Consider the following 24931-nt stretch of genomic DNA (forward strand, 5'->3'; position numbering starts at 1 on the left):
GACTGCTCCACCGCGAACGGAGACCCGCATGACAGAGGTGGACCACGTCCTGCGCAACCAGGTGGCGCAGGTCGACAGACTCGTGCACCGGCTCTCCGAGCAGGTCGGCCAGGTGTCCGGTCAGGTCTCCGCCGTCGGCGTCGCGCAGCAGCAGACCCAGAGCGAACTGCAGCAACTGCGCGCCGACTTCCTGGCCTTCGTCCACCAGTCTCGGCTGACCGCCAACGTGCAGCGGGCCGAGACCCGCATCGGTGTCATCCAGGACAAGGTCGACCACGAGTTCGGCCACCACAAGGTGGTCCGGCGCACAGCCGTCGGCATGCTGCAGGCCTTCGACCTCGGCCTGGTGTCCGAGGCGACGGTGACCTCGGTGAGCGAGCAGCTGATGATCCAGACGCCGCGCTACTGGCTCGCGCCCGCCCTGGTCGCCCTCGCGGCCTGGTCCGCCGACGACCCGGCGCTGTGCGAGCGGGCGGTGGACGAGGCGTTCCGGCGCTCACCGGAGCGCACCTCGCTCCTCTTCGCGCTGGTGCTGCGCAGACAGGGCCGCCAGCAGGCCGCGGTGCGGTGGCTGCGGCACTATCTGATCGCCCAGGACCCGGCCGCGCTCGGTCGGGAGTTCGCGGTCATCCTGGAGTCCATCTCGCAGGGGGCCTTCGGCGCGGGCGGCCGCGAGATGCTGCACGAGACGCTCGGGCGGTGGCGCGAGACCCTGCTCGGCGACGACGAGGCCCGGGCCGCCCAGGTACGTCGGTGGCGTGCGGAGATCGACAGCCTGCGCGCACCATCGGCCGCCGGCGAGTTCCCCCGGCTCTCCCGGGTGTCCCTGCAGTGGCCGCACCTGGACTCCGTACTCGCCTCGGCCCGGGCCCAGCGGGCGATCCTCGCCAAGTACACCGCGATGATGGCGGGGGAGTCCCTCCCGTCCGAGCGGCTCGAGGACGCCATCGACGACATCCTGGACCGGCTGGTCTCGGAGTACGACAACGAGGAGCTGCCGCTCCGCCGCGACCTGGCGTTCAACCAGGCGGTGGTGGCGTGCGACGGCGACCTGGACGCGGCCAGGCAGGCCGTGGACGTGGACTCCGCTTCGCTGGAGGAGACGCTCGACTACCTCACCATCCAGTCCACCGCGGCACTCAACCCCTCGGCCATCGGTGCCTCGGCCTCCACCCAGCGGCTCGCCATCGCTGCCTGCCACGAGTGGTTCGCGCAGGCCCACGCCGGCTTCAGCCGGGACTACCGGATGGCCGAACCGCCGGACGTCCAAGCGGTGTTCGCCACCAGCTACACCGTCGCGGCCCAGGTCTTCAAGCTGCCGCAGTGGGCGGGTTCGTTCAACACCCCGCTCCCCGCCCTGGAACAGTCGCTCGCCGGGCACTGGGACCAGCACACCGCCCCCTTCCTGGCCTCGCTGGCCTACCCGCTGAAGCGCCGGCTGGTCGTGCTCGGCGGCGCGCTCGCGCTGCTGCTGTTCGTCGTCGGCCCGATGAACATCGCGGTCGCCCTCGGCCTGGCGGTCCTGGCCGGCGGCATCTGCGCAGTGGTGCTGTACACCCGCTCCGAGGCCGCCCGGAAAGCCACGGACTCGGCCAAGAAGCTGCTGGCGCACGCCAAGAACGACTCCATCCACCAACTGCGCGGCGCGTGCGCCGAGTACACCGACTGGAAGACCGCCTACCGGAACGCGGACCAGGTGGAGACCCGGACCCGCGAGTTCATCGGCTCACTGGCCGCCGCCGGCCACGCCCACAGCCCGTTCGACGGGCGCACCGTCCGACCCGCCGCCGCCACGCCGCAGTCCGGAGGAACGCAGTGACCAGGCCCTACCCCGCCCCGCCACCACCGCGTCGCCCCGCCGCCTCCCCGTGGGCGGCCAGCCCCGAGCCCACCACGGAGCGGGCCACCAGCCGGCTGCGCCGGATGGTCGAGGGCCTGCCGGGCTGGGAACCGTTGCCGCCCGGCGAGGTGACGGTGCGTCGCCCCGGAACCGGGCTGTGACACCGGCCTGGCGGCGGCGCGTGACACGGGCCAGGCAGCAGGAAGTGCGAACACCCGGACCACTCGGCGGCCCGTACGACGCCTGGGCCGACTTCCTGGAGCGCTGGTCGGCGGGCGAGCCGGTCGACGACACCGGCCTGCCCGCGCTCACACCCACCGACTTCCCCGAGGACACCTGGCAGCGGCTCGGGGCGCGGATCAGGGAAGCGTTCCAACGGCGCCTCCAGGCCTGGGCGGACGCGCTCGTCGCGGCCGTCAACGCGGCCGACGACGAGTTCGCCGCGGGCCGCGCCCTCGCCCAGGCACGCACCGGGCTGCACCGGATCCGGGCGCTCGCCGGCCACCCGCAGCTCCCGGCCGACCTGAGGGAGAAGCTGACCGCGATCATCGACGGGCAGATCCGCCGGGCCCAGCAGGACCTGGAACGAGGGCTGGAGCGCCGGGCGTCGCGCGAGCACGACCAACAGGCCGTCGACGCCCGCCGCCGCACCTTGCGCGACAACCCGCTCACCGCCGTCATCACCGCTACGCCCCCGGCCGACCCGGGCGGCTGGTCCTACGACCCCGCCGACGGGCCGCGCCGCCGAATCGTCCCGGGCTGACCGCGTCTTCGACCCGCCCTCCTACCGCCGTCCCGCCGAACCGAGACCCGAGGCCCAGATGTCCAACTACGCCGAGTGCCGAGACGACCTCGACAACTACCTCACCGCGCGAGTACCAGTGATCGGCCTGCGTACCATCGAGCAGCAGCGGGCGCTGCGGCTGGTGAAGGAGGTGGCGACCCGGTCGCGCCGTAGCAGCCAGCCGTTCTGGATCTACTCCAGGGCCACCGGCCTGCGCGACCTGCGCTCCAACACCACCGTCCAGGACGACCGCTCCCTGACCGGCGCCATGGAGTTCGCCACCACCCAGTTCATCAGCCGCCCGCAGGCGACCCTGATCCTGGTCGACCCGGACGGGCTGGAGACCGACACCCACTTCACCCGGCACGTCGCCGAACTCGCCCGGCTGGCCGACGCCAACGCCGGCAGCATCGTCCTGATCACCGACAGCCCGATCTGGAGCGGACTGCAACGGCTCGGCATGAGCCTGCAGCTCGAACTGCCGGATGCCGCCGAGATGTACGGCACCGTCAGGAGCTTCCTCGACGACCACCACGGCGTGGTGCCGATCGAATGGAACGAGGACGACGCGCGCCGCGCCTCGGAGTTTCTGCTCGGCGTGACCGAGGCTGAAGCGGTCAACCTGATGGCCACCATCGTGGCCAAGGGATCGGTCCAGCGCGACGACGTCCTCGCGCTGGCGCGGGCCAAGGACCGGATCTTCAGCGACCTCGCCGGCCTCGAACGGGTCCAGCTCAAGGCCTCGGACTACTCCGTCGGGGGCCTGAGCAGCCTGCGGGGATGGCTCCAGCGCAAGCACGAACTGATGCACGCCGATCTGCGCGGCACCGACCTGCGGCCGCCGCGCGGCGTGCTGTTGGTCGGCGTGCCCGGCTGCGGCAAGTCGCTGTCCGCCAAGGCCATCGCCTCGCAGTGGCAACTCCCGCTCTACCGGCTTGACATGGCGAGCATCCACGGCAAGTACCTCGGTCAGTCCGAGGGCAGGATGCGGGAAGCGCTGGAGACCGCCGACCGGGTGGCGCCGTGCATCCTGTGGATCGACGAGATCGAGAAGGGGTTGGCCGGAAGGAACGACGGGACCGGCGTGCCGCAGCGCGTCATCGGCCAGTTCCTCTTCTGGCTCCAGGAGTCGGACTCCCGCGCGTTCGTCGTCGCCACCGCAAACGAAGTCCGCAGCCTCCCGCCCGAGCTCCTCCGCAAGGGTCGCTTCGACGAGCTCTTCTTCGTCGACCTCCCCGACGCACAGGACCGCAAGGAGATCATCGATCTCTACTACCGCAAGTACGTCAAGGTCGAGCCCGACCCGAACCAGGTGGACCGTCTCGTCGACCTCTCCGAGGGATTCGCCGGCTCCGACATCGAAGCCGCCCTCCACGAGGTCGGCGCCGAGGTGCACCTCAACGGCGGAGCCGCGGATCTGCTCCCGTCGTTCGTGCTCGACACCTTCGCCAACACCACGCCGCTCAGCCGGACCAACCCTGAAAAGATCGAGGAGATCCGCGCCTGGGGCCGCGACCGAGCCGTCCCGGCCGGCCGCACCACGACCACCACGTCCGGCACCTCCGGTGCACCCCGCCGCGTCGTCTTCATGGGCGAGTAACCGCCCGCCCCCGCGTGCGTCAGGGTCTGTACTTTGAACAGCTCTGTCCCGTAATTGGTGGGTAACCGTTTGTGATTCGGGCGAGGAGGATGCGGTGTCGTAGCCAGGAAGTGGCCTTGTCGCTGCGCACCGCCCGCAGCGTGTCGATGAAGGTACCGGCGCCGGCTGCGAGGAACTGCTGGGCCCATCCCGTCATCCGGGTGAAGCCCGGGGAGGCTCCCGAGGAACGGCAGGCGTCGAGGAAGACCAGGGGGTTGCTGTGGGCCGGACTGCGCTGGGCGGCTGCACTGTTGAGCAACTCCGGTATGTGTCGGGTGCCCCCGGAGTGTGAAGGCCTCGACGACCTGTCCTGGGTGGTGAAGCCGGACTCCTCGGTCTGCCGGTCGGCCGCGTTGCGGCAGCGGATCTTGTACTCCTTGAAGAAGCTGCCCATGCCGCGGACGAGGTTGATGGTGGCCATGGTGTCGACTCCCGGCGTCTTGCTGACCCTTGCTGACCCCGGATGGTCGATCAAGTCCCTGACCTGGGACGAAACGGCAGAGCCGTGGTATGTGGTGGAACTTCATCGGCCGCACCGGCGAAGAGATCACCCAGGCCCGCACCGACTGGGAAACCGGCACCCGCTTCGGCAACGTCCACGGCTACGCCGGCGCCCGACTGCGGGCCCCGGCGCTCCCCGACATCCCCCTGAAGGCGCGCGGACGGGTGCGCTGACCTGCGGAGATGTCGCAGGGGCGGCGCCCTGCCTTTCCTGACGTCAAGTCAGTCCTGGCGGCGATTCTGGGACGGGTCCTGTCGTCCTGGCACGTCTTCGCCGAGGCCCGCCCGGTCCGGAAGCGGTTCTTCGAACGTCTCCGGCGCGACTGCGCGAACAAGTCTGGTTACAGGCCGCCTGTGTAGAGGAGGCGGTTGGGCGAGTCGGGGCCGAGGCGGGTGAGGACATCCTTCGTGGAGTCGGCGACGAGCCTGTCAAGGACGTCCTGGGACGTGGCCTGTGGATCCCGCTGTTTGACGAGGGCGGCGGCTCCGGCGACATGGGGCGCCGCCATGGAGGTGCCGTTGAGCGTGCTGGCTCCACCGCCGAGTTTGGCGGAGACGATGGCGACGCCGGGCGCGTACAGCGATAGGCAGGGACCGTAGTTGCTGAAGCTGGCCTGCCGGTCCTGCTTGTTGACCGCGCCGACGGTGAGGGCACTGCGCGCGCGGGCGGGAGAGACCTCGCAGGCGTTCTGGGCGTCGTTTCCGGCCGAGATGACGGGCAGTACGCCCCGGTCCGCCACCGTGTTCACGGCCGCGTCGAGCGCGTCGGACGCCGGTCCGCCGAGGGAGGCGTTCAGTACCGCCGGCTGCCGGGCGTGGGCGGCGATCCAGTCCAGGCCCGCGAGGGAGGTCGCGGTGGAACCCTCTCCCTGGCAGTCGAGCACCCGGACGGCGACCAGGGACACCGAGCGGGCCACCCCGTAGGTCCTGCCGCCGACGGTGCCGGCCACATGGGTGCCGTGAGAGTGACAGTCCTGGCCGCTGTGACCGTCATCCACAGCGTCGAACCCCACGGCGGCCCGGCCTTCGAACTCCTCGTTTCCGGTTTCGATGCCGGTGTCGACGATGTACGCTGTGACGCCCTTGCCGGTCCCGGCGACCGTGAAGAGCCCGTCGAGCGGAAGATGTCGCTGATCGATCCGGTCCAGGCCCCAGCTCGCCGCCTCAACAGCCGCCCTGGACGCGTCCGCGCTTCCGGTACTCCGCGCTCGCCCGTCCCGCACGGAACCGGTCCTGGCGTCCTCCACCGTCCGAGGTTGCGGGGAAGGAGCACCGACGCCGAACCGGGCGTTCTCCTCGATCGCATCGACGGCGGGCAGGCTGCGCGCCATCCGCAACTGGAGCGCGGTGAGCGGGGCGGCAAAGCCGCGCAGCGCCGTGCCGTAGGTGAACAGGGGCCGGACGCCGAGTTCGCGCAGGACCGCTTCCGGAGAGAATGCGGGGTTCACCGTGACGATGTACTCACCCGGCACTTCAGCCACGGATTCCGTCACCGTAACCGGACGCTCGCTCGGCCTCGTCGTGGCACTCACATCACCGGCACTGCCGATCAACGGCACCGTCAGCGAGAGAACTGCCGCTACCCGGCGGGCGCTCACGCGCATCTTCACTCCCTCACACAAGAGCAGGAACTGATAGTGACCCGAGCGATCCCGCACGATGAACACCCGGAGCTGCCGGACGGCGGGGAAACAGCCAAGGCGCCCGTTTGCGGGGGCGGCGTCCTGAAGAGACGCGGCACTCGCCGGGCAGGCCCGATCTCCAGGTAGGAGAGGTCCTGCGGTCCTGGAGCCATGGTGCGCCAGGACCGCTACGACAGCGGTGGAGGGGCAGCCCGGCCCCTACCGCCCCGTGAGCGCCTGGGCGCGCTGCCTCAGATCCTGGGGAACGTCGTCCCGCTGAGCCACATCGCGGACCAGGCTCCGTACTTCCTCCGCCGTGTCGGCGGATGCCTCGTCGTCGCTGTTCTCATCTTCACCCGTGCTGTTGATGGCAAGGTAGGACATGGCGTACTCCTGGTTCCGGTGGAACTCCTTTGGTCAGTACGCGATCCTGCCTTTGAAGCGGACATCATGGGTGAATCCGCCACCCGCGTCGTTCGAAAGAGTGAAGTCGGAGAGCTGGATGGCCCCGTGAACGGCGCACCGGCACGCGCTACCTGTCCTTCGCCCGAACACTCACCCTCGATGGCACCCGGTTCTCCGGCTGAACCAGCGACCTGACGGCTGCGCGTGTGGCGGGGATCAGCACCTTCGCCGACGGGGGTGACGTAGGTGGCCGGGACCAGGAGGTCACCGTTCTCGGCCTTGTAGCCGGTCAGGTCCTGGACGAGCTGCTCCCATTCGGCGTCCCTGGTGTCCCAGACCACGCCCAGGTCATCGAGTCGGGCGCGATGGAGGGGGACAGGGATCCGTGCCGGTACTTGGCATTGTTCAGCCGGACCCCGGTCTTCTCTCCGCTGGGGCCGATCCAGTCCCTGTCGACGCGAAGGCGGCCGTTCGTAACGCGGCCAGGCTGCTCGGCTTCATCGCGCGGGGCACCGGCCCGGTTGACGGAGCGGTCAGGTGGTCAGGGCGGACGCGGCACTCGGGCCGGAGAACCCTTCATGGGCGCTCCGACTCGCCGCGTTCCGTCGGCTACGGGGCGAAGGGGCCCGGGGCGGTGAAGACGAGGGCGGCGAAACGCTGGGCGATGTGCTGGTGGGTGGCGGCGTCCGGGTGGAGCTGGTCGGGCAGCGGGAGGGCGGTGGCGTCGGCCTCGCCGTAGAGGTTGCGGCCGTCGAGGTAGTGGAGGTTCGGGTCGTCGGCGGCGCGCTGTTCGACGATGCGGGCCAGCTCGTCGCGGATGATGCCCAGCGTCAGCTTGCCGCTCGCGCGCTCCGCAGGGTCGCCCGTCGCGCGGAAGCGGATCTGTCCGACACTGAGAGCGGTGAGGTCGAGGGCGCTGGGGCCGGGCGTGTCCTCGACCACGGGGCACAGGATGGGCGAGACGACCAGCAGCGGGGTGCCGGGATGTCCCTCGCGGATGGTGTCGAGGAAGCCGTGGACGGCGGGGACGAAGGCGCGCAGGCGCATCAGGTCCTGGTTGACCACGTTGATGCCGATCTTGATGCTGATCAGGTCGGCGGGGGTGTCCCGCAGGGTGCGGGCGGTGAAGGGGTCGAGCAGGGCGCTGCCGCCCAGGCCCAGGTTGATCAGCTCCACGTCGCCGAGGGCGGCGGCGAGGGCGGCCCAGGTGGTGGTGGGGCTCGCGGCGTCGGAGCCGTGGCTGATGGAACTTCCGTGGTGCAGCCACACCTTGCGGCCCCGGTCCGGCGCGGGCTCGACGGGGGCGTCGGTCCGCAGCGCGACGAGTTCGGTGGTCTCGTTGTACGGCAGCCAGATCTCGACGTCCTTGAGCCGGTCGGGCAGGCCGTCGAAGCGGAGGGTGCCGATGGGGCCGGGACGGTGCTCGGCGGTCCGGGTGGCGATGTCGACGGTCAGCGTGTCGCCGCCGGCCACGCTCGCCCGGCCGGCGAGCCGGCCGTCGACGAGCAGGTCGTAGACGCCGTCGGGTCGCGCGGGGAAGCCCGCGTAGACGGTCTTGGTGGGGACGGTGTCCAGTTCGAGGGCGGTGGCCCGGGTCCGGAAGGCCAGCCGCACACCGGCGGGCTGCGACTCCACCCTGGCCAGTTGCGGGTCCGCGCACTGGGCGCGGGCCCAGGCGGGAAGCCGGTGCGGCAGCAGGCCGCGCTCGGTCCGCTCCAGGTCGAGGGCCCCGCGCAGCAGGTCGGCGGTGATGGGCGTGGTGATCCGGGTGCGCGGATCGTGCTGGTGGTCCATGGTGTCGGCCTGCCCGTCGGGTTGTCGTGATGTGGCGATTCATTCGATGGGGGTGCCGGGGGCGGGGCCCTTCACCAGGCGGCTGTGCAGGTCCCGCAGGGCTCCGGCCAGGCATCTAGATGTCTAGATGGCGCAGATGCTATCCCTCGTCGAGCGGCCCCCGGATGAACGACGGGAGAACTTCACGGATCGCGCACCGGGGGCCGGCCGCCGGCGCCGGATCCGTAGGATTCGCCACGTGCCGATACCACGAAGCAGCGGTCCGCTGTACCTCCAGTTCGCCCATGAGCTCCAGGAGTGCATCGACACCGGTCAGTACCCCGCGGGCTCCCGGCTGCCGAGTGAACCGGAGCTGGCCGCACACTTCGGCGCCAATCGACTGACGGTCCGCCAGGCGATGGCCGAGCTCGAACGCGCAGGCGCGATCGAGATCCGGCGCGGGGTCGGCACCTTCGTGCGCCGACCGGTCGTGCGGGCCACGATCGACGTCAACCCGAACAGTGCCCGCCTCGACGTCGACGGCCGGAGCACGCCCCTGCCCGTGCGCGATCTGCAGGGCACGGAGGAACGGACCGTGGAGGTGACGGCCGGCCCGGACCTGGCGCCCGACCGGCACGCGGCCGAGCACCTGCGGTTGCCCACCGGTGCGTTGACCCGCCTCGACACCCTGATCACGGCCTCCGGCCGGCCCTGGGCCGTGAGCAGCTACTGGGTGGCCACCCGACTGCTGCCTGCGGGGTTCGCGGAATCGACGGAGTCCCGCAACACGACGGTGGCGGTGGCCGAGGCGATCGGCATCGATCTCGTGTACGACTGGCGGTCGTTCAGCGCGATCGCCGCCGACATCGCCGACGCGCGGCGGCTCGGCATCGGGGCGGGCAGCCCGCTGCTCGTGCGCGAGGGGGTCAACTGCGCCCCGGACGGGCAGCCCGTGCTCTACGTGCGCCGGCGGATCTACGGCGAGAACGCCAGCTACGTTCTGCGCTACCGCACGTGGCCCCGGGAGGGCGAGGATCCGGACGGCGCGGACGCGGGGGGCTGAGCCGTCCGCCTGATCAGCGCCGACCGGCTCCGCCGTCCGGTGTCGTCCGTCGGCGCTCCTTGCTGCCTTTCGGCAGGGCTTCGGTCGGGCGCGGCGTGACGGAGGGCGGCCGGGCGCCGCTTGAACGGGTCGACGGCGTTCAAGCGGTACCTGCCCGCGTGGGGTGCGCGCCATGCCGGCTCCGGCCGCGCCGACCGGATCGGAACGGCCCACCGTGCGCGTCGGCCGACGCCGGCGGCCCGCAGCGCGGTTTCGACGCTCGCGCACGTGCTTGGGGGGCCGGCCCAGTCGCAGGACGGCAGGTCCGCGCCGGTTTCGAGCGGTGCCGGGCGTGTCGCCGCGCCGGTGCGCGGCGCCGGAGGTAATGTTTAAGGGTCAACTTAAATCCGCCTGGTGAGGCGCAGGCCTCACTGCACGGTACGACCCGACGCGGGCCGTGAGCACAACAGGTGAAGAGGACAGTTCAAATGAAGGCTGCGCGCTACTACGACCGCGGTGACATCCGCATCGAAGACACTCCGGAGCCCACGGTCGGCCCGGGCACGGTCGGCATCGACGTCGCCTACTGCGGGATCTGCGGCACCGACCTGCACGAGTACCTCGACGGGCCGATCTTCGTACCGCCGGCCGGCCACCCGCACCCGGTCTCCGGCGAGTCCGCCCCCGTGACCCTCGGTCACGAGATGTCCGGCGTCGTCTACGCGGTGGGCGAGGGCGTCGAGGACCTGAAGCCGGGCGACCGCGTCGTCGTCGAGCCCTACATCCTGCGCCCCGATGTCGACACCAGTGAGAACAATCCGGTCTACCACCTCTCGCCCGACATGAACTTCATCGGGCTGGGCGGTCGTGGCGGGGGGCTCGCCGAGAAGGTCGTCGTCGAGCGCCGCTGGGTTCACCCGGTCGGCGACGTCCCGCTGGACCAGGCGGCCCTCATCGAGCCGCTGTCGGTGGGGTACCACGCCTTCCAGCGCTCGGGTGCCAAGGCGGGCGACTTCGCCCTCGTGGGCGGCGCCGGCCCCATCGGGCTGCTGACCTGCGCGGTGCTCAAGGCGATGGGCGTCGAGGTCGCGGTCTCCGAGCTCAGCTCGCTGCGCCGGCAGAAGGCGCTGGACGCCAAGGTCGCCGACCACGTCATCGACCCCGCCGTCACCGACGTCGCGGAGGAGGTCCGGCGCCTCACCGGTGGCAGGGGCGCGGACGTCGCGTTCGAGGCCACGTCCGTCAACGCCGTCCTCGACACGCTGTTCGACGCCGTCAAGCCGGGCGGCGTCATCACCGTCATCTCGATCTGGGGCAAGCCGGCGTCGCTCGACATGCAGAAGCTGGTCCTCAAGGAGGTCGACCTGCGCGGCACGATCGCCTACGTCAACTCCCACCCGCAGACCATCAAGCTCGTGCAGGAGGGGCGTATCGACCTGGCGCCGTTCATCACCAGGACCATCGGGCTGGACGATCTCGTCAGCGAAGGCTTCGAGACCCTCATCCACCACAACGAGACGGCCGTGAAGATCCTGGTGGACCCCCGCCTCTGAACCGTCCGCCACCCGTGACGGCCCCCGGGCCGTCGACGCGGGAGGGCCGCCACCCCTTGCCTCGCACGGGAACGGCGGCCCTCCCGCGGACGGTCCAGCGCGACCGGCCCGCATCACCCGCCCAGCCCTACTATGAGGCGAAGATCCCCTTCCAGGGGAAGATGCGGTTCCGGGTCCTTGGCGAACTGAGCGGCCAGGAAGGCATGCAGGAGCGTGCTGTTCGTGGTGCCAGGCTTCGCTCACTGCTGGTGGTGCTGCTGCACCCGAACCAGGCGGTCACCACCGACCGCCTCCAGGACGCCCTGTGGCACGATGACCCACCGGCCTCCGGCTCCGCCGCCCTGCACAACCTGGCGGCGCGGCTGCGCAAGGTCCTGTCCGACGGCACCGGCACGAGGCTGTCGGCCACACCGCTGGGATACCGACTCGCGGTCGCCGACGACGAACTGGACTACCGGGTGTTCGAGCACCACCTCGACCGGGCACGCGGCGCATGGCCGATCGGCGACTGGAACACCGTCCACCAGGAGTCGTCCGCGGCGCCGGCCCTGTGGCGCTCGAGGGCGGTCGACGGCTGGAGGAGCTGGCGGTGGGCGATCTCGGCGTGCGGGCCTCGCTGTCGTCGAGCTACCTGGCCCTGCGGGACGGCGTCGCACCGCTGGAGCGGGATGCCGCGCGGGCGTTCCGCCTGCTGGGGCTGTGGCCGGGCGTCGTCTTCGGGATCGACTCCGCATCGGCGGTGGTGGGGCGTACGGCGAGCACGACGGGTCGCCTGCTGGAACTCCTCGTGGACTACCAACTGGTGCAGAGCCCGGAGCCGTTGCGCTACCGCCTCCACGACCTGGTCGGCGAGTTCGCCGCCGAGCGGGCCGGCGAGGAGGAGACGGCCGAGAGTCTCGACGCGGCCGTGGTCCGGCTCGCCGCCTGGTACGCGGCGGCCCTGGAGCGGGCCGGCGAAGCGATGGCCCCGGGCATCGAGACCAACGCGCCCGTGAACGAGAGCATCGCCGCGCCGCTGCCGGTCACGTCTACGAGAACCACCTGGACAAGGGCGGTTCGTGGTCCGTCATGTGGAGCATGGGCGGCAGCTTCCCCGCCTGATAGCCGGTCGCGCCGGCCGCCGGCCGCCCGCTCTCCCGGATCGGGGCTCGACGCCGCTGGCCGCGCGGCTGGAAGAGGACTGCGGCAGCGGCCCGGCCGAGGCGATGGGCCTCGGCCGGGCGTGCGGCGGCGGGGGCCGGTGGGGTCAGACGACGGTGAGCAGGGTTCCCTCGTACGCCAGCCACTGGGAGAAGGCGTGCAGCCCCTTGGCCGGGTCGGTTGCCGGCGCCCAGCCGGGCGGGCGCAGGCCGTCCGTGAACTCCCGTGGGGGGACGGTGAGGTCGTGGGACGAGGGGTCGGTCTGCACCGGCACCGGGCGGACGGCCGCGTGCACGGCGTTCGCCAGCTCGGCGAGGGTGGTGGGCTTCTCGGCCGCGACGGTGAAGGCGCGGGTGGCCGGGCGGGAGCGGAGCACCGACAGGACGGCGTCGGCCAGGTCGTCCACGTAGACGGGGTGCAGCTCGCTGTCGGGATCGCCGTGGACGGTCACCGGGTGGCTGCGCAGGGCGTCCCACACCATGCGGCCGATGAGGGTGTCGCGGGAGCAGCCGGGGCCGTAGACCTCGCCCACGGCGAGGGTGTACGGGCGCGGGTCGCCGGGCAGGCGGACCGTCAACTCCTGCGCCGGGGCGCCCTCGCGCAGGCCGCTCAGGTCGAGGGTGGCGTCCGGCAGGCCGTCCCCGGCCGGGTCGGCGAGGTCGGCCAGGTCGGTGATCCTGCGCACGAGGTGCTCGCCGAGCGGTGAGGCGCCGCCGCGGACGGTGAGGCCGCCGGGCCGCCGGGAGCGACGGGTGCCCGGCCGGTCGGCGAACTCGTGGCCGGCGGCCAGCGCCCGCTGCGCCACGGCCGCCAGGACCTCGCGGCGTTCGGCGATCCGCTCCTCGGTGCTGGTGTTGCTGATGCCGCCCGGCCCGGTCGTGGCGATCGCCTCGGCGTACACGTCGGCGCGCACCATCGGTGCGGAGCCGTCGGGGTCCAGGCCGAGGCGGGCGGCCTCGTGGCCCATGGCGAGGGCGGTGAGCCAGGTGCCCCGGACGTCGGGTGCGTCGGACTCCGGCCCGGGCGGCGTGAACAGCGAGCCGGGCAGTTCCAGGCCGCGCAGGTACTGCTCGCCGTCCATGTGCAGCCAGCGCTCGGGGCCGGGCCCGGCGACCCGTACCGCGCAGCGCGCGACGCCGTACTTGAAGAACGGCAGGACCCTCAGGCCGGTCAGCCGCTGCCCCTCGTCGCCGGGGCGGTCGTCGGGCAGGAAGCAGACCGAGCGGCGCGGGCCGCGGAAGGCGTTGCCCGAGATCGAGCCCTGGTCCTGGTGCTCGGCGAGGTTGGGCACGGAGACGTAGCGGGGGACGCCGAGGTCGGTCAGGTAACGGTGCATCAGGATGTCGTCGGGCCAGCCGCCGAGGCGCGCGCGGCCGTAGTGCACGAAGCCTTCGGCGACGGCCCGGGGCAGTACGATCGCGACGCACGGGAAGTACTCGTTGACCGCGCCGACCCAGCGGGCACCGGCCATGGCGCCGAAGCGGACCGCGGCACCGTTGCGCGAGTCCCAGAGGGCGAAGAGCGCCAGCGCCGCGTCCGGCATCGCCTCGATGGCCAGGTCGACCCGCTCGAAGAACGATTCGGACAACAGCATGTCGTCCTGGACCACGAGTTGATGGGTGGCGCCGTCCTCGATGGAGTCCCAGGCCGCGAGGGCCGTGCGCAGCACCGACGGGGTGCCGGTCGGGTCCGGGTCCATGACGACGCGCAGTGCGCCCGGAGGCGCGGTCAGGGCCATCTGCTCGGCGGCCCGCCGGCGCTTGGGGTGGGTCATGACCACCGCGCTGAGCTGATGGCGCGTCACGTGGTTTCCCTCTTTCTGGTGGGGTGTGGGGGACTTGGTGGCACTCGTGTCGCTATCGGCTACTGCGGGTGCCATCGATTCCGGACAGTACGGATAGAGCCGGAGGCTGGCAAGAGTGCCGAATTCGCACTGGCGTCACGGTTGGTGTCCCAAGGATGCTGGACTGGCACGCCACCTTCCGAGTGAAGCATGTGGCTGTGCTTGAGCGAGTAATCGAGAGTTCGCCGTCTTCACGGAGGGAACCCCCTATGTCCGCTGAATCGCACGCGCCGTTGAACGAGGCCGGAAGCGACGACGGTGAGAGCGTCGAGTCCCGGTTGGAGAAGCTCCGCGATGCTCGCATCGTCGTGACGGGAGGCGGCGGCCTGGTCGGCAGCCACCTCACGTCCCTGTTGTGCCGGGCCGGTGCCCAGGTCGTCGTCCTGGACCGGATGGACGCCTACCCCGAGGACGGCCACACCATATTCGGGGTCGAGAGGACCGGGGCCGAGCTCGTCGTCGGTGACGTCTGCGACCGCGAGCTGGTCGCCGGCCTGCTCCGGGACGCCGACTTCGTGGTCCACGCCGCCGCCTACGCCGACGTGGCCGCCTGCACCCGGAACCCCGACGTCGCCTTCCGGGCCAATGTGCAGGGTACCCAGGTCATCCTGGAGGAGCTGGCCCGCACCGGTGTGCGCCGCCTGGTGCTGGTCTCCTCCGCGTCGGTGTACGGCGACGGCCCCACCGACTCGCCCGGCCCGCACATGTTCCACGAGGACCAGGCGCTGTTCCCGCTGTCGGTGTACGCCAACGGCAAGCTGTGGGCGGAGCACCAGACCCGGCTGATGCTCGGGGCGTCGGCGGGTACCGAGTACGCGATCGTGCGCTACTTCTCCGTCTACGGCGACCCGCAGATCCCGAAGCCGGGCAGCCACTCCTGGATGGTCCCCTGGCTGTCCCTGCAGGCCAAGCTCGGCCGCCCGATGCGTCTGAACGGCGGCGGCGTCCAGGTGCGCGACATGATCCACGTCCAGGACGTGGCCGAGGCGACGGCGCTCGCGCTCGTCGAGGAGGGGATGGCGGGCCGGACGGTCAACGTGGGGACCGGGCGCCCGACGGCGGTCCGGGACGTCGCGGACCTGCTGATACCGTACTTCCCGCAGGCGCAGCGGATCGTCACCCCGCGCCCCGAGGGCGACCCGCTCGGGGGCTTCGCCTCCACCGAGCGGAGCCGGGAGCTGCTGCGCTGGCAGGCCCGGGTCGATGTCGCGGAGGGCGTCGACCGCTATGTGCGGTGGCTGGAGAAGACGCCCGAGGCCGTGCCGCGCTGGCTCGCCGAGGACGGCGCGTGACAGTCTGTGCCCCCGTGGCCGCCCGACGTCGGGCGGACGTCGGAGGGGGTGGTGCGAGCATGGGCTATGTCGGGTCGTACGTCTGGTCGCTGCGTCAGAAGGTGGGTGGCCGGACCCTGTTGGTTCCGGGGGCCCAGGTCCTGCTGATCGACGCGGCGGGCCGGGGTCTCTTCCAGCAGCGGGCGGACAACGGTGTCTGGGAGCTTCCCGCGGGTGCCTGCGAGGAGGACGGGGGCTTCGCCGAGGCCGCCGTCCGCGAGGTGGCGGAGGAGACCGGGCTGCGGGTCGCGAAGGAGGACCTGGTCGCCTTCGGCTCGCTGTCCGATCCGGCCCTGCACACCGTGACCTACCCGAACGGGGACGTCAACCACTGCTTCGCGCTGTGCTTCGCGGCGACGCGCTGGTCGGGGGAGCTGTCCCCGGGGGCGGACGAGGTGCGCCGGGCGGAGTTCCGGCCGCTGGACGACCTGCCGGCGCCGCTGCATCCGCCCACGCGGGTCGTACTGGAGATGTACCGGGCGTTTCTCACGGACGGGAGGTTCCGGGCAAGGTGAGCGAGGAAGAAGCGATCCGCGTCGCGGTGCCGTGCCGGGCGTGTCTGTCGGGGGAGGACCTGGACTGGCTGGGCGACGGCCGCTCGGTCAGCCTCGCCCTCGACCTGCCGACCACCGTCGAGGTGGTGCCCGGCGAACCGTCCGGCGCGCCGCAGCCGGCCGAGAGCGACTGGTCGGCGCAGGTGTGGACGTTCCTGCACGAGCGGCTCCCTGAGGTGCATGGCCCTGCGCCGGCCGTGCGCGTCAGCAGTGAGGCGCCCTCGGCGAGCGGGCTGTCCTCGTCCACGGCACTGATCGTGGCGCTGTTCCGGGCGTTCGCCCGGGCGGCCGCGGTGCCGGGCGGCGAGCCGGTGCCGGACGCCCTGCTCGTCCAGTGGGCGTACGAGTTCGAGTTCGCCCGCTTCAACGGCGGCGGCATGGACCACCTGGCCGTCGCCGAGGGCGGTGCGCTGCTGATCGACGGCCGGGAGCGCGGTCTGCCGGTGGTCCGGGAACGGCTGGAGTTCCCGGAGGACTGGCGGGTGGTCGTGGTGGATTCCGGGACCCGGAAGAACACCGCCGACCACATCCGCACGGTGCGGGCGCAGCTGGCGGCCGGTGATCCGGCGCTCGCGGCGTACCGGACCGAGGCCGACCGGGCGTCGGGGGCCGCGTGGGCGGCGCTGCGCCGGCGCGACCACGAGGCGCTGGGGGAGGCGATGACCCGGGCGCACGACGCGATGCGCGACTTCCAGGGCATGTCGACCCCGGTGCTGGAGGAGCTGCGGACGCTGGCGCTGCGCGCCGCCGGCCTGCCGTTGAAGCTCAGCGGGGCCGGCGGCGGCGGATCGCTGGTCGGCGTCTGCCCCGCGGCCGACACGCCGGGGGTGGTGGCGCGGCTGGCCGACGCGCTGCGCGCTCCGTTCCCCCTGGCACGCGTGATCCCCGCCCGGGCGGCTCCGGGGAGCCGGAGTGCCCGGGCGGGGAACCGGGTCGGCGTCAGCGCAGGCTGACGGTCAGGTCACAGGAACGGGTCGTAGTCCTCTCCCGGGGGGACTGCGCCCGTTCCTTCCGCTATCAGGTCGAGCTCCAGGTTGGAGCGGTGCCGGGCGCAGTGGAAGCGGCAGTCCCGGCTCGGGTCCACGATGCCGCGGTCCGAGGTCTTCCAGATGTCGGGCAGGCTGTCGGTGACGGCGTCGCCGATCCGGGCCAGCGGGTTGCCCCGGTGGTAGGAGCAGATGTACACCCCGGACGGGGTGATCAGGGTGCGCAGCTCGGCCACCTTGCAGCGGTGGTACTCCTTGGGCTGGACCGGCCCGGTGTGCCGGCGCAGCGAGGTGAGCGTGGAGGAGTTGATGAGCTGGAAGGTGTCGCTCTCCAGCCGGGCGGCCTCGGCGAGCTGGCGGTCGACCGAGTCGAGGATGTCCTCGGAGACCTGGATGACGTGGTGCTCCTCGTCGAACATCGCCTTGGTCTCGAAGTAGTCGCAGCCGATGTCGTGGGCGAGTTCGGCCGCCTGCAGCACCTCCGTGTGGTTGCTGACGACCCGGCCGTCCGGCTCCTGGCGGGTCATGACGAGGAAGGAGTAGCCGAGCGCGCCGGTCTTCGCCCCGGCGAGCAGCCGCATGTTGGCGACGACCTTGTCGAAGACGCTGCGGCCCTTGCGGTCGGGACGGAACAGGCCGTACGTGCCGGAGGTCCCGGCGTCCATGGAGACGCGGACCCAGGAGGCGTAGGCGGCGAGTTCGTCGAGGTTCTTGTCGATCATGGTGCCGTTGGTGACGACCCCGACGGCCAGGCCGGCCTCGCCGAGGACGCGCAGGACCTGACGGGTGCCGCGGTGGGCGAGCGGTTCGCCGCCCCCGATGAGCACCACGGCCCGGACGGACATGGAGACCAGTTCCTCCGCGAGCGCGGCCAGCCGCTCGGGGGTGAAGCGGCCCTGGTTGAGCAGCTTTCCGCTGATGCACTCGGGGCAGGCCAGGTCGCAGAAGGTGGTCGGGTCGAGGTCCACGACGAGCGGGGCGTCCGACGCGGCCCCTTCGGCCACCTGCAGCACACGGGGCCAGCCGGACGGCTGGTAGAGCTTGGAGACGAGATCGAGACGGTCGTGCGTCACGGAGTCCTCCTGTGGGCGTGAACGGGGTGCGACCGGGAGAGTCGGGTGTTCGGTGCGCGGGATCACCCCTTGATCACCCCTTGATCGCCCCGGCGGCGAGGCCGGAGGCGATCCTGCGCTGGATGATGAGGAAGAAGACCACGACGGGCAGGGCGGTGAGCGTGGCTCCCGCCATCAGTCCGCCGTAGTCGGTCCCGCGGCTGGTCGTGAAGGAGACCAGCCAGATGCTGACGGTCTGCTTCTCAGGGGTGGACAACAGGATGTAGACGAGGACGTATTCGTTCCAGGCCTGGACGAGCGCGAAGACCGAGGTGGCGACGATGCCGGGGGCGAGCAGTGGCAGCACCACCCGGCGGAAGGCGCCGAGACGGCCGCAGCCGTCGACCATGGCCGCCTCCTCCAGCTCCACGGGCACCCCGTCGATGAATCCACGCAGCATCCATACCGTGAACGGCAGGGTGAACACCAGGTAGGTGAGGATCACCCCGGTCAGGCTGTCGGTCAGCCCGGCGTCGTTCAGCAGCAGGTACAGCGGGATGATCAGGGCCGTCAGCGGCACCATCTGGACGATGAGGATCACCACGACGAAGGTCTTGCGGCCCGTGAAGCGGAAGCGGGCGAGGGCGAACGCGGCGAGCGTCCCGACGATCAGCGACACCACGACGGTGCCGAGGCCGATGAGGACGCTGGAGCGGACGTTGGCCCAGAAGGTCTCCGAGCCCAGGGCCCGTGCGAAGTTGTCCCAGGTGGGCGAACTCGGCCAGAACTTCGGCGGCAGGCTCAGGATCTCCGAGGCCGGCCGGAACGCGGTGAGCACCATCCAGTAGATGGGGAAGCCGATCACCGCGGCGACGAGCAGCCCGAGGAGGTCGTGGCCGAGCGAGCGTTGGCGCCTCAATCGAGCTCTCCCGTCCTGAGCATCTGACGCAGGTAGACGACCGAGCCGGCGAGCAGCAGGACGACGGTCACGAGGGCGATCGCGGCGCCGGTGCTGTACCGGTTCACCGCGAAGGACTCGATGAAGGAGTAGACGCCCAGCAGGTAGTACTCCCGCTCGGGCTGGCCGCCGCGCATGAGCCAGATCTGGTTGAAGACACCGAAGTTCCAGATCGCGTTCAGCGTGGTGACCATGAGCAGGACCGGTCTGATCACCGGGAGGGTGACGTGCCGGAAGACCTGGAACGGCCGGGCGCCGTCCAGGATCGCGGACTCCTCCAGTTCGGGCGGTACCTGCGAGAGCGCAGCTCGCAGGGTGATCGCGGCGAACGGGAGCGAGCCCCACACCACGACGGCGACGATGACCGTGAACCCCTGCCAGGGGTTGGTGAACCAGTTGTGGTGGGTCATGTCGACCCCCGGCAGATTGGACAGCACCCAGTTCGTGACGCCGTAGTCGGTGTCGAACAGCCAGCGGAAGATCGACGCCGCGACCATCGCGGGCATCGCCCACACGGTGACCAGCACTCCGGCGATGACGGCGCGCACCCAGGGGGAGACCCGGTGCATGAGCTGCGCCGTGAACAGCCCGCAGACCACGGTGAGCACGACGGTCACGGCGGTGAAGAGCACCGTGCGGCCCACGACCTTCCAGAAGAAGCCGTCCCCGAGGATCTTGCCGAACTGGTCGAGCCCGGCCCACGGCGGTGCGGCGCCGCTGAAGAGCTGTTCCCGGGTCATGTCCTGGAAGGAGAGCAGGACCATGTCCACCAGCGGGTAGCCGAGGACCAGGACGAGCGCCAGGACGGTGGGGGCGATCAGCAGGTACGGCAGCAGTGGCCGACGCCGCTGCTGCCGGCCCCGGTCAGCGCTCATTGATCACTTCGTTGATCCGCTGGTCGGCCTCGCGGGCGGCGTCCTGCACGGACGCCTTGTTGTTGGCGATGCGCTCGAGCATCTCGGGCAGGATGTTGGACTTCTCCACCGACGTCCAGCCGGGCGCGAACGGCGTCATCCAGCCCCCGGTGGCCGCGGCCTGGGCGGCCGGGCCGTTGATGCCGCCGGCCGCCACCTCGGCCAGCTGGACGGTGTTGTTGGGCAGGGTGTCCACCGCGATCAGGGCCTTCTGCGACTGCGTGTCGGTGAACATCCTGATCCAGTCGGAGGCCAGCTCCTTGCGGCTCGACTTGGCCGGCACCGCCAGGGTGGAGCCGCCGAGGAACGGCGGCAGGAGCTTGCCGGACGGGCCGGGGAAGGGGAAGGTGCCGAACTTGTCCTTCAGCTTCGGGTCCCCGCCGGAGCGCTCGTCGGTGGCCATGGCGGACTCCCAGGTGTTGCCGTAGAAGACGCCCACCCGGCCCTGGCCGACCACGGCCGGCTGGTCGGAGTTGTCCTTGGCGCGGTCACCGACGTAGTAGGTGTCGATCAGCCGCTTCCACTCGGTGAGACCGGCCACCGAGCCCGGCGAGCCCAGCGTGCTCTTCCACTTGTCGCCCTCCTTCACGGCGATCTCGCCGCCCGCGTCCTTCACGAACGCCATGGCGGCGTACCAGTAGCGGCCGGGCATGTAGAGCGCCGAGTAGTTGGGGTCCTCGGGGCCCAGGGTGGCCTTCAGCTTGTCGAGCGCGGAGAGCAGCTCGGGGTAGGTCTTCGGGGCGTCGGCGACACCGGCGCGGGCGAACTGGTCGGTGCGGTAGATGCCGACCCGGGCCCCGACGTAGTACGGCACGCAGTACGTCTTGCCGTCGGCGCGGCAGGCGTCGGCGAGGGCCGGCAGCCAGTTGGCCGACTGGTCGTACTTCGCCGGGTCCACCGCGGCGAAGGCGCCGTTCACGATGTAGTTGGTGGTCTCGCTGTTGCCCATCTCGACCACGTCCGGGACGTTCTTCCCGGCGAGGACGGCGTCCAGCTTCTGGTTCTTGGTCGTCCACTGCTGGTACTGGACGTCGACCTTGACCCCGGGGTGGGCCTGGGTGAACCGGTCGTTGGTGGACTGGACCAATTGCGGCCAACTCTCCTGCGCGTCCACGGCCAGCCACACCGTCAGTTTGCCGCCCGCGTCGCCTCCGTCCCCGCTACTGGAGGTACAGCCGGTGGCGGCGAGGGACAGGAGAAACGTGAGGACAAGGGGGCGGTAGGACATGCGAATGGCCATGAGGTCTCCAAGTTCGCTATGGGGGTGCTCTTCTGATTACCCGTCTGATCGCCCAGAGTCGCAGAGGTTTAGACATTCGGCCGGAAGATGACGTTCAGTGTCCCGCAGAGAGATCAACACTTGACTCCTCCCGGGCGGTACCCGCAGGTTAGGCCTCTGCACCCACGTGATCCCGATACGAAGGGCTTGTAACGTGACCGAGCAGACGACTTCTTCGACCGAGCAGACCCCCGACACCTCCGCCCGACCGATCCGGGTCAACGCCTGGAACGGCTGGGACCCGCTGCGCCACGTGGTCGTGGGACGGGCCGAGGGCACCGTGGTCCAGGCCCCCGAGCACGCGGTGCGCCGCGACTACCCCGAGGACGGCTTCCCGCTGGGCACCTTCGGCCCGATGCCCGAGGACATGGTCGCCGAGGCCGAGGAGCAGCTGGACAACTTCGCCGAGATGCTGCGCCGGCGCGGCATCCGGGTGGACCGCCCCACCCCCGTCGACTTCAACCAGCAGGTCAGCACGCCCGAGTGGACGCAGGACTCCATGTTCGGCTGCATGCCGCCCCGCGACCTGCTGCTGACCGTGGGCAACGAGGTCCTGGAAGCGACCATGTCCTACCGCAGCCGCTGGCACGAGTACCTGGCCTACCGGCCCCTGCTGCAGAACCTGTTCGACTCCGACCAGAACATGCGCTGGGAGGCCGCACCGAAGCCGCGGCTCACCGACGCCTCCTACAACACCAAGTTCTGGGACACCTACAACGACCTGCCGACCGAGGAGCAGCTGGCCCGGGTCCGCGACTACGACCTGGTGCTGACCGAGGCCGAGCCGCTGTTCGACGCCGCCGACGTCGCCCGCTTCGGCAAGGACCTCTTCGTCCAGCTGTCCTTCGTCACCAACCGCAGCGGCTACCAGTGGCTCAAGCGCCACTTCCCCGACCACCGGGTGCACGTGGTCACCTCCACCAACACCCACCCGCTGCACATCGACGCGACCTGGGTGCCGCTGCGCCCCGGGCTCGTGCTGCACTGCGGCGAGCGGCTCGCGGACGCCGAGCTGATGGAGTTCTTCCGGCTCAACGACTGGGAGATCATCGAGGCGGTGCAGCCCGCGAGCTGGGACCACCCGCCGAAGCTGTCGTTCTGCAGCCCGTGGCTCGCCGGCAACATGCTGAACCTCGACGAGAACACCCTGTGCATCGAGGAGAAGGAGGTCCGGCTCTCGGAGCAGCTGTCCTCCTACGGCTTCGACATCGTCCCGGTGCCGTTCCGGGCGGTCGGGCCGTTCGGCGGCGGGCTGCACTGCGCGACCGTCGACATCGAGCGCGAGGGCGAGCTGCAGGACTACTTCCCGCGCCGGCACGGCCGTTACTGAGGCCGGGCCCGTGCCGACCGCGGGGCCGGTGGAGATCCGTGCCGTCGTCTTCGACTTCTACGGGACGCTGGCGCGGATGGTCGAGCCGCTGCCGCCCGACCACCGCGCGATCTTCGACCGCCGGGGCCTGTCCGCCCAGGGCGCCCGCTGGGGCGACCAGTGGACGGTGGGCCCCGCCGAGGGCGAGCAGCACGCGGCCCACTCCGCCAGTGAACTCGACTACCACCGTTGGGAGTTGGGGCGGCTTCGGCGCAGGGCCCGGGACTGCGGGGTGCCGGACGGTGCGCTGGAGGGGCTGGTCGAGGAGATCGACCGGGCCATGAAGGCCGTCCGGCTGGAGCTCTTCGAGGACACCCTCCCCGTCCTCGGAGAGCTCCGCGCCCGCGGCCTGCTGCTCGGCATCTGCTCCAACTGGTTCTGGAACCTGGAGGACTGCCTGCGGGAGGTCGGCCTGGACGGGTCGGTCGACGTCGTGGTCGGCTCCGCCCGGGCGGGCGCGCGCAAGCCGCACCCGCTGATCTACCGGACGCTGCTGGAGCGGTGCCGACTGCGGCCCGAGCACGTGCTGTTCGTCGGCGACATGTGGGCACCGGACGTGCTCGGCCCGCTCACGGCCGGGATGCGCTCCGTCCACCTGTCCCGGCCGGACCCCGCGGTGCTCGGATCCGAGCCGCCCCTGGTGGACGGGGCGACCCGGATCCGCGGGCTGGGGGAACTGCTCACGCTCGTGGCGAGCGGTGCCGCAGCCGGTCCAGCAGATTGCGGGTGACCCGGGCGACCGCGGCGTCCTGGTCCTTCCCGCAGACCACGGGCCAGTCGGTGGTACCCGCGGAGAACACGGTGCCGCCGGCGGTGAAGACGCCCATGGTCGCGGCCCGGGGGCTGGTGACACCCGGCTCCCGGGCCGGTCCGTTCCAGTGGCCCCACTTGAAGTCGTGGAAGTCCTCGTGCACGGGTTCGAGGACGTGGATGCCGAGGATGAGGAAGGAGGTGGGAGTGCCGTCCTCGCCGCTCGCGCGGGCGACGCCGCGGTCGTCCCGGGTGTAGGCGGCGCCGTCGCACTCGTACCCGATCAGCGTGGTGCCCGCGCCGAGCCGGTCGGGCTCACCGCCGTCGGAGCCGTCGCGCAGTCCGGTGCCGGCGAAGACCCAGTGGTCGGCGTGCTGCACGGTGTAGCCCTCGCGCGGACGGTCCCCGGGCCACCCCTCGGCGCTCGCCCACATGCCGCCGTTGCGGAAGCTCACCCCGGTGAGGGAGTTCTCGGGGCGGCCCACACCGTCGGGCGCCGCCGGCCACCACTGGTCGGTCGCCGGAAGGTGCGGGTACGCGTCCCCCACGTGGTGGTCGGTGTCCGAGGCGAAGGCGGTGTTCCGGTCGGTCGGACGAATGCGCCACCAGCAGGTGTTGGCACTGAGGAAGGCGATGTTCCCGCCGTCCCGGACGAATTGTTCGGCGTGGCCCCGCATCTCCTCGCTCCAGTATTCGTCATGGCCGACGCTGAGCAGTAGATCGTACGAGGAAAGCAGCTCCGGATCCTCGTGCAGATCGAGATCCGTGCAGAATTCGACCGGGTAGCCGTTGCGCTCCAGCCAGGCGATGAAAGGGGCGTCCCAGTAGGCGAGGTCGATGATTCCGCCGGGCCGGTGCAGGCTCACCCGGTGGCCGCGCGGATCGCCGTCCGGCAGGTACACGGGGTGGTCGTAGAGGCTGGCGCCGCGGTCCTCGCCCGGCCGGTCGGCGCGGTTGTAGGCGTGCCGGGTGAAGGTCGACTTCTTGTAGAGGATGCGGGACCGGCTGCCGGGCCGCCGGGGCCGCACGACGAAGAACTCGCGGTCCGGGCCCTCGATGCTCGCGGCGTCGAGCAGTGGCGGGTCCTCGCGGTCCTGTCCGTCCTCGTCGTGCTCGCCGTCCTCGACGAACTGGACCAGGTGCATGCCGGGCGTCCAGTCCTCCGGCACGGGCACGGTGAGCGGCGGCCAGCCCCAGGCCTCGGCGGGCGAGGCCCGGCCGGGCACGCCGTCGGGGTGCGGCGGCGGCAGGTGCAGCGACCCGGGGTGCCGGCCGCTCTCCGCCACCAGGACCGGCTCCGTTCCCAGCCGGTAGAACCTCAGCCGGAACCCGGCGGCGTCGGTGGAGACGTGGACGGTCAGCTGTTCCCCGGCGGTGACGCTTTCCCGGCCGAGATATCCCTCGATCATTCCGCCTCCCAGGTAGGGCGAACGGCCGGTGAATAGGTGCCCGGCCGCTTCGGCCCGCCATCGTAGGGGGTCCCGGGAATTCCGGGCAACGGTGCTGTGGAACCGGTCATTCAGGGCCTCCTTTCGGACAGCGAACCGGATCGGGAGAATCCTCTACCGCCGGGCCGGGTAGTCGGAATTCAGCCGA

Annotated in this window: 21 protein-coding genes and 1 pseudogene; 12 read left to right on the plus strand and 10 right to left on the minus strand. The window is 71.2% G+C overall.

Annotated features, from left to right (window positions below; genetic code table 11):
• Nucleotides 1-28 precede the first annotated feature (28 nt).
• Genes ACFVUH_RS15985 through ACFVUH_RS16000 form a run of 4 tightly spaced genes read left to right on the plus strand, consistent with a single transcriptional unit; the run spans nt 29 to nt 4224 of the window.
• A complete protein-coding gene (locus ACFVUH_RS15985; protein WP_387913739.1) occupies nt 29-1819 on the plus strand; it encodes a hypothetical protein in 1791 nt (596 codons plus the stop codon).
• Complete coding sequence (locus ACFVUH_RS15990; protein ID WP_387913741.1) at nt 1816-2001, plus strand: hypothetical protein; 186 nt, start codon at nt 1816-1818, stop codon at nt 1999-2001. Before ACFVUH_RS15985 ends, ACFVUH_RS15990 begins: the two co-directional genes overlap by 4 nt.
• A 44-nt stretch (nt 2002-2045) precedes the next feature.
• On the plus strand, nt 2046-2603 hold the full coding sequence (locus ACFVUH_RS15995) for a hypothetical protein (RefSeq protein ID WP_387913743.1): 558 nt from the start codon (nt 2046-2048) through the stop codon (nt 2601-2603).
• A gap of 58 nt (nt 2604-2661) precedes the next feature.
• Nucleotides 2662-4224, plus strand: coding sequence for an AAA family ATPase (locus tag ACFVUH_RS16000; RefSeq protein ID WP_387913745.1), 1563 nt, complete (start codon nt 2662-2664; stop codon nt 4222-4224).
• A gap of 19 nt (nt 4225-4243) precedes the next feature.
• On the opposite strand, the gene ACFVUH_RS16005 is transcribed toward ACFVUH_RS16000, so the two are convergent.
• On the minus strand, nt 4244-4684 hold the full coding sequence (locus ACFVUH_RS16005; protein ID WP_387913746.1) for a hypothetical protein: 441 nt from the start codon (nt 4682-4684) through the stop codon (nt 4244-4246).
• Between the two features lie 89 nt (nt 4685-4773).
• Here ACFVUH_RS16005 and ACFVUH_RS16010 point away from each other — a divergent pair.
• A pseudogene (locus ACFVUH_RS16010) lies at nt 4774-4938 on the plus strand (pirin family protein); the annotation flags it as partial.
• A gap of 167 nt (nt 4939-5105) precedes the next feature.
• On the opposite strand, the gene ACFVUH_RS16015 reads toward ACFVUH_RS16010, so the two are convergent.
• The 3 genes from ACFVUH_RS16015 to ACFVUH_RS16025 all read right to left on the minus strand — a co-directional run bounded on the left by ACFVUH_RS16015 (nt 5106) and on the right by ACFVUH_RS16025 (nt 8585).
• Complete coding sequence (locus tag ACFVUH_RS16015; protein ID WP_387913748.1) at nt 5106-6368, minus strand: S8 family peptidase; 1263 nt, start codon at nt 6366-6368, stop codon at nt 5106-5108.
• 237 nt (nt 6369-6605) lie between these two features.
• Nucleotides 6606-6770 carry a hypothetical protein gene (locus ACFVUH_RS16020; RefSeq protein ID WP_387913750.1) on the minus strand — a complete coding sequence of 55 codons (165 nt, stop codon included), beginning with the start codon at nt 6768-6770 and terminating at the stop codon, nt 6606-6608.
• 630 nt (nt 6771-7400) lie between these two features.
• On the minus strand, nt 7401-8585 hold the full coding sequence (locus ACFVUH_RS16025) for a GDSL-type esterase/lipase family protein (protein WP_387913751.1): 1185 nt from the start codon (nt 8583-8585) through the stop codon (nt 7401-7403).
• 238 nt (nt 8586-8823) lie between these two features.
• Between ACFVUH_RS16025 and ACFVUH_RS16030 the strand changes: the two genes are divergently transcribed.
• Together ACFVUH_RS16030 and ACFVUH_RS16035 are read left to right on the plus strand one after the other, a co-directional pair.
• Nucleotides 8824-9627, plus strand: a complete 804-nt coding sequence (locus tag ACFVUH_RS16030; protein ID WP_387913753.1) for a GntR family transcriptional regulator — start codon at nt 8824-8826, stop codon at nt 9625-9627.
• Between the two features lie 467 nt (nt 9628-10094).
• A complete protein-coding gene (locus ACFVUH_RS16035) occupies nt 10095-11159 on the plus strand; it encodes a 2,3-butanediol dehydrogenase (protein WP_387913755.1) in 1065 nt (354 codons plus the stop codon).
• 1246 nt (nt 11160-12405) lie between these two features.
• Here the strand turns inward: ACFVUH_RS16035 and ACFVUH_RS16040 are convergent.
• On the minus strand, nt 12406-14103 hold the full coding sequence (locus ACFVUH_RS16040; RefSeq protein WP_387913757.1) for an NAD-dependent epimerase/dehydratase family protein: 1698 nt from the start codon (nt 14101-14103) through the stop codon (nt 12406-12408).
• Nucleotides 14104-14351: 248 nt separating this feature from the next.
• Here ACFVUH_RS16040 and ACFVUH_RS16045 point away from each other — a divergent pair, with 248 nt between their 5' ends.
• Genes ACFVUH_RS16045 through ACFVUH_RS16055 form a run of 3 tightly spaced genes read left to right on the plus strand, consistent with a single transcriptional unit; the run spans nt 14352 to nt 16980 of the window.
• Nucleotides 14352-15434, plus strand: a complete 1083-nt coding sequence (locus ACFVUH_RS16045; protein ID WP_387913759.1) for an NAD-dependent epimerase/dehydratase family protein — start codon at nt 14352-14354, stop codon at nt 15432-15434.
• A 59-nt stretch (nt 15435-15493) separates the two neighbouring features.
• On the plus strand, nt 15494-15988 hold the full coding sequence (locus tag ACFVUH_RS16050; RefSeq protein ID WP_355368012.1) for an NUDIX domain-containing protein: 495 nt from the start codon (nt 15494-15496) through the stop codon (nt 15986-15988).
• Entirely contained in the window at nt 15985-16980 is a 996-nt protein-coding gene (locus tag ACFVUH_RS16055) for a galactokinase (RefSeq protein ID WP_387913761.1), read from the plus strand. Before ACFVUH_RS16050 ends, ACFVUH_RS16055 begins: the two co-directional genes overlap by 4 nt.
• An 8-nt stretch (nt 16981-16988) precedes the next feature.
• Here ACFVUH_RS16055 and ACFVUH_RS16060 read toward each other — a convergent pair whose 3' ends face one another.
• The 4 genes from ACFVUH_RS16060 to ACFVUH_RS16075 form a co-directional block, all read right to left on the minus strand.
• Nucleotides 16989-18086, minus strand: a complete 1098-nt coding sequence (locus ACFVUH_RS16060; protein WP_387913763.1) for a radical SAM protein — start codon at nt 18084-18086, stop codon at nt 16989-16991.
• A 73-nt stretch (nt 18087-18159) separates the two neighbouring features.
• A complete protein-coding gene (locus tag ACFVUH_RS16065; protein WP_355368003.1) occupies nt 18160-18984 on the minus strand; it encodes a carbohydrate ABC transporter permease in 825 nt (274 codons plus the stop codon).
• Complete coding sequence (locus ACFVUH_RS16070) at nt 18981-19898, minus strand: sugar ABC transporter permease (protein WP_355368000.1); 918 nt, start codon at nt 19896-19898, stop codon at nt 18981-18983. Before ACFVUH_RS16070 ends, ACFVUH_RS16065 begins: the two co-directional genes overlap by 4 nt.
• Complete coding sequence (locus ACFVUH_RS16075; protein WP_387913765.1) at nt 19888-21177, minus strand: extracellular solute-binding protein; 1290 nt, start codon at nt 21175-21177, stop codon at nt 19888-19890. The genes ACFVUH_RS16070 and ACFVUH_RS16075 overlap by 11 nt, the downstream gene beginning before the upstream one ends.
• Nucleotides 21178-21370: 193 nt before the next feature.
• Here ACFVUH_RS16075 and ACFVUH_RS16080 point away from each other — a divergent pair, with 193 nt between their 5' ends.
• Together ACFVUH_RS16080 and ACFVUH_RS16085 are read left to right on the plus strand one after the other, a co-directional pair.
• Nucleotides 21371-22546: a serine/threonine protein kinase gene (locus ACFVUH_RS16080; protein WP_387913766.1), complete on the plus strand. Its 1176-nt coding sequence runs from the start codon at nt 21371-21373 to the stop codon at nt 22544-22546.
• A gap of 28 nt (nt 22547-22574) precedes the next feature.
• Entirely contained in the window at nt 22575-23315 is a 741-nt protein-coding gene (locus ACFVUH_RS16085; protein WP_387913768.1) for an HAD family hydrolase, read from the plus strand.
• Here the strand turns inward: ACFVUH_RS16085 and ACFVUH_RS16090 are convergent.
• Nucleotides 23266-24744, minus strand: a complete 1479-nt coding sequence (locus ACFVUH_RS16090; protein WP_387913769.1) for a N,N-dimethylformamidase beta subunit family domain-containing protein — start codon at nt 24742-24744, stop codon at nt 23266-23268. The two genes, ACFVUH_RS16085 and ACFVUH_RS16090, sit on opposite strands and share 50 nt — an antisense overlap.
• Nucleotides 24745-24931: the final 187 nt, after the last annotated feature.

It is taken from the genome of Kitasatospora sp. NPDC058032 (genome assembly GCF_042885845.1).
Classification (GTDB): domain Bacteria; phylum Actinomycetota; class Actinomycetes; order Streptomycetales; family Streptomycetaceae; genus Kitasatospora.

Coding starts and splice junctions, on each gene's coding strand:
- ACFVUH_RS15985 (WP_387913739.1), top strand. CDS start 29: ATGACAGAGGTGGACCACGTCCTGCGCAACCAGGTGGCGCAGGTCGAC.
- ACFVUH_RS16000 (WP_387913745.1), top strand. CDS start 2,662: ATGTCCAACTACGCCGAGTGCCGAGACGACCTCGACAACTACCTCACC.
- ACFVUH_RS16005 (WP_387913746.1), bottom strand. CDS start 4,684: ATGGCCACCATCAACCTCGTCCGCGGCATGGGCAGCTTCTTCAAGGAG.
- ACFVUH_RS16015 (WP_387913748.1), bottom strand. CDS start 6,368: ATGCGCGTGAGCGCCCGCCGGGTAGCGGCAGTTCTCTCGCTGACGGTG.
- ACFVUH_RS16020 (WP_387913750.1), bottom strand. CDS start 6,770: ATGTCCTACCTTGCCATCAACAGCACGGGTGAAGATGAGAACAGCGAC.
- ACFVUH_RS16025 (WP_387913751.1), bottom strand. CDS start 8,585: ATGGACCACCAGCACGATCCGCGCACCCGGATCACCACGCCCATCACC.
- ACFVUH_RS16035 (WP_387913755.1), top strand. CDS start 10,095: ATGAAGGCTGCGCGCTACTACGACCGCGGTGACATCCGCATCGAAGAC.
- ACFVUH_RS16045 (WP_387913759.1), top strand. CDS start 14,352: ATGTCCGCTGAATCGCACGCGCCGTTGAACGAGGCCGGAAGCGACGAC.
- ACFVUH_RS16050 (WP_355368012.1), top strand. CDS start 15,494: ATGGGCTATGTCGGGTCGTACGTCTGGTCGCTGCGTCAGAAGGTGGGT.
- ACFVUH_RS16070 (WP_355368000.1), bottom strand. CDS start 19,898: ATGAGCGCTGACCGGGGCCGGCAGCAGCGGCGTCGGCCACTGCTGCCG.
- ACFVUH_RS16075 (WP_387913765.1), bottom strand. CDS start 21,177: ATGGCCATTCGCATGTCCTACCGCCCCCTTGTCCTCACGTTTCTCCTG.
- ACFVUH_RS16090 (WP_387913769.1), bottom strand. CDS start 24,744: ATGATCGAGGGATATCTCGGCCGGGAAAGCGTCACCGCCGGGGAACAG.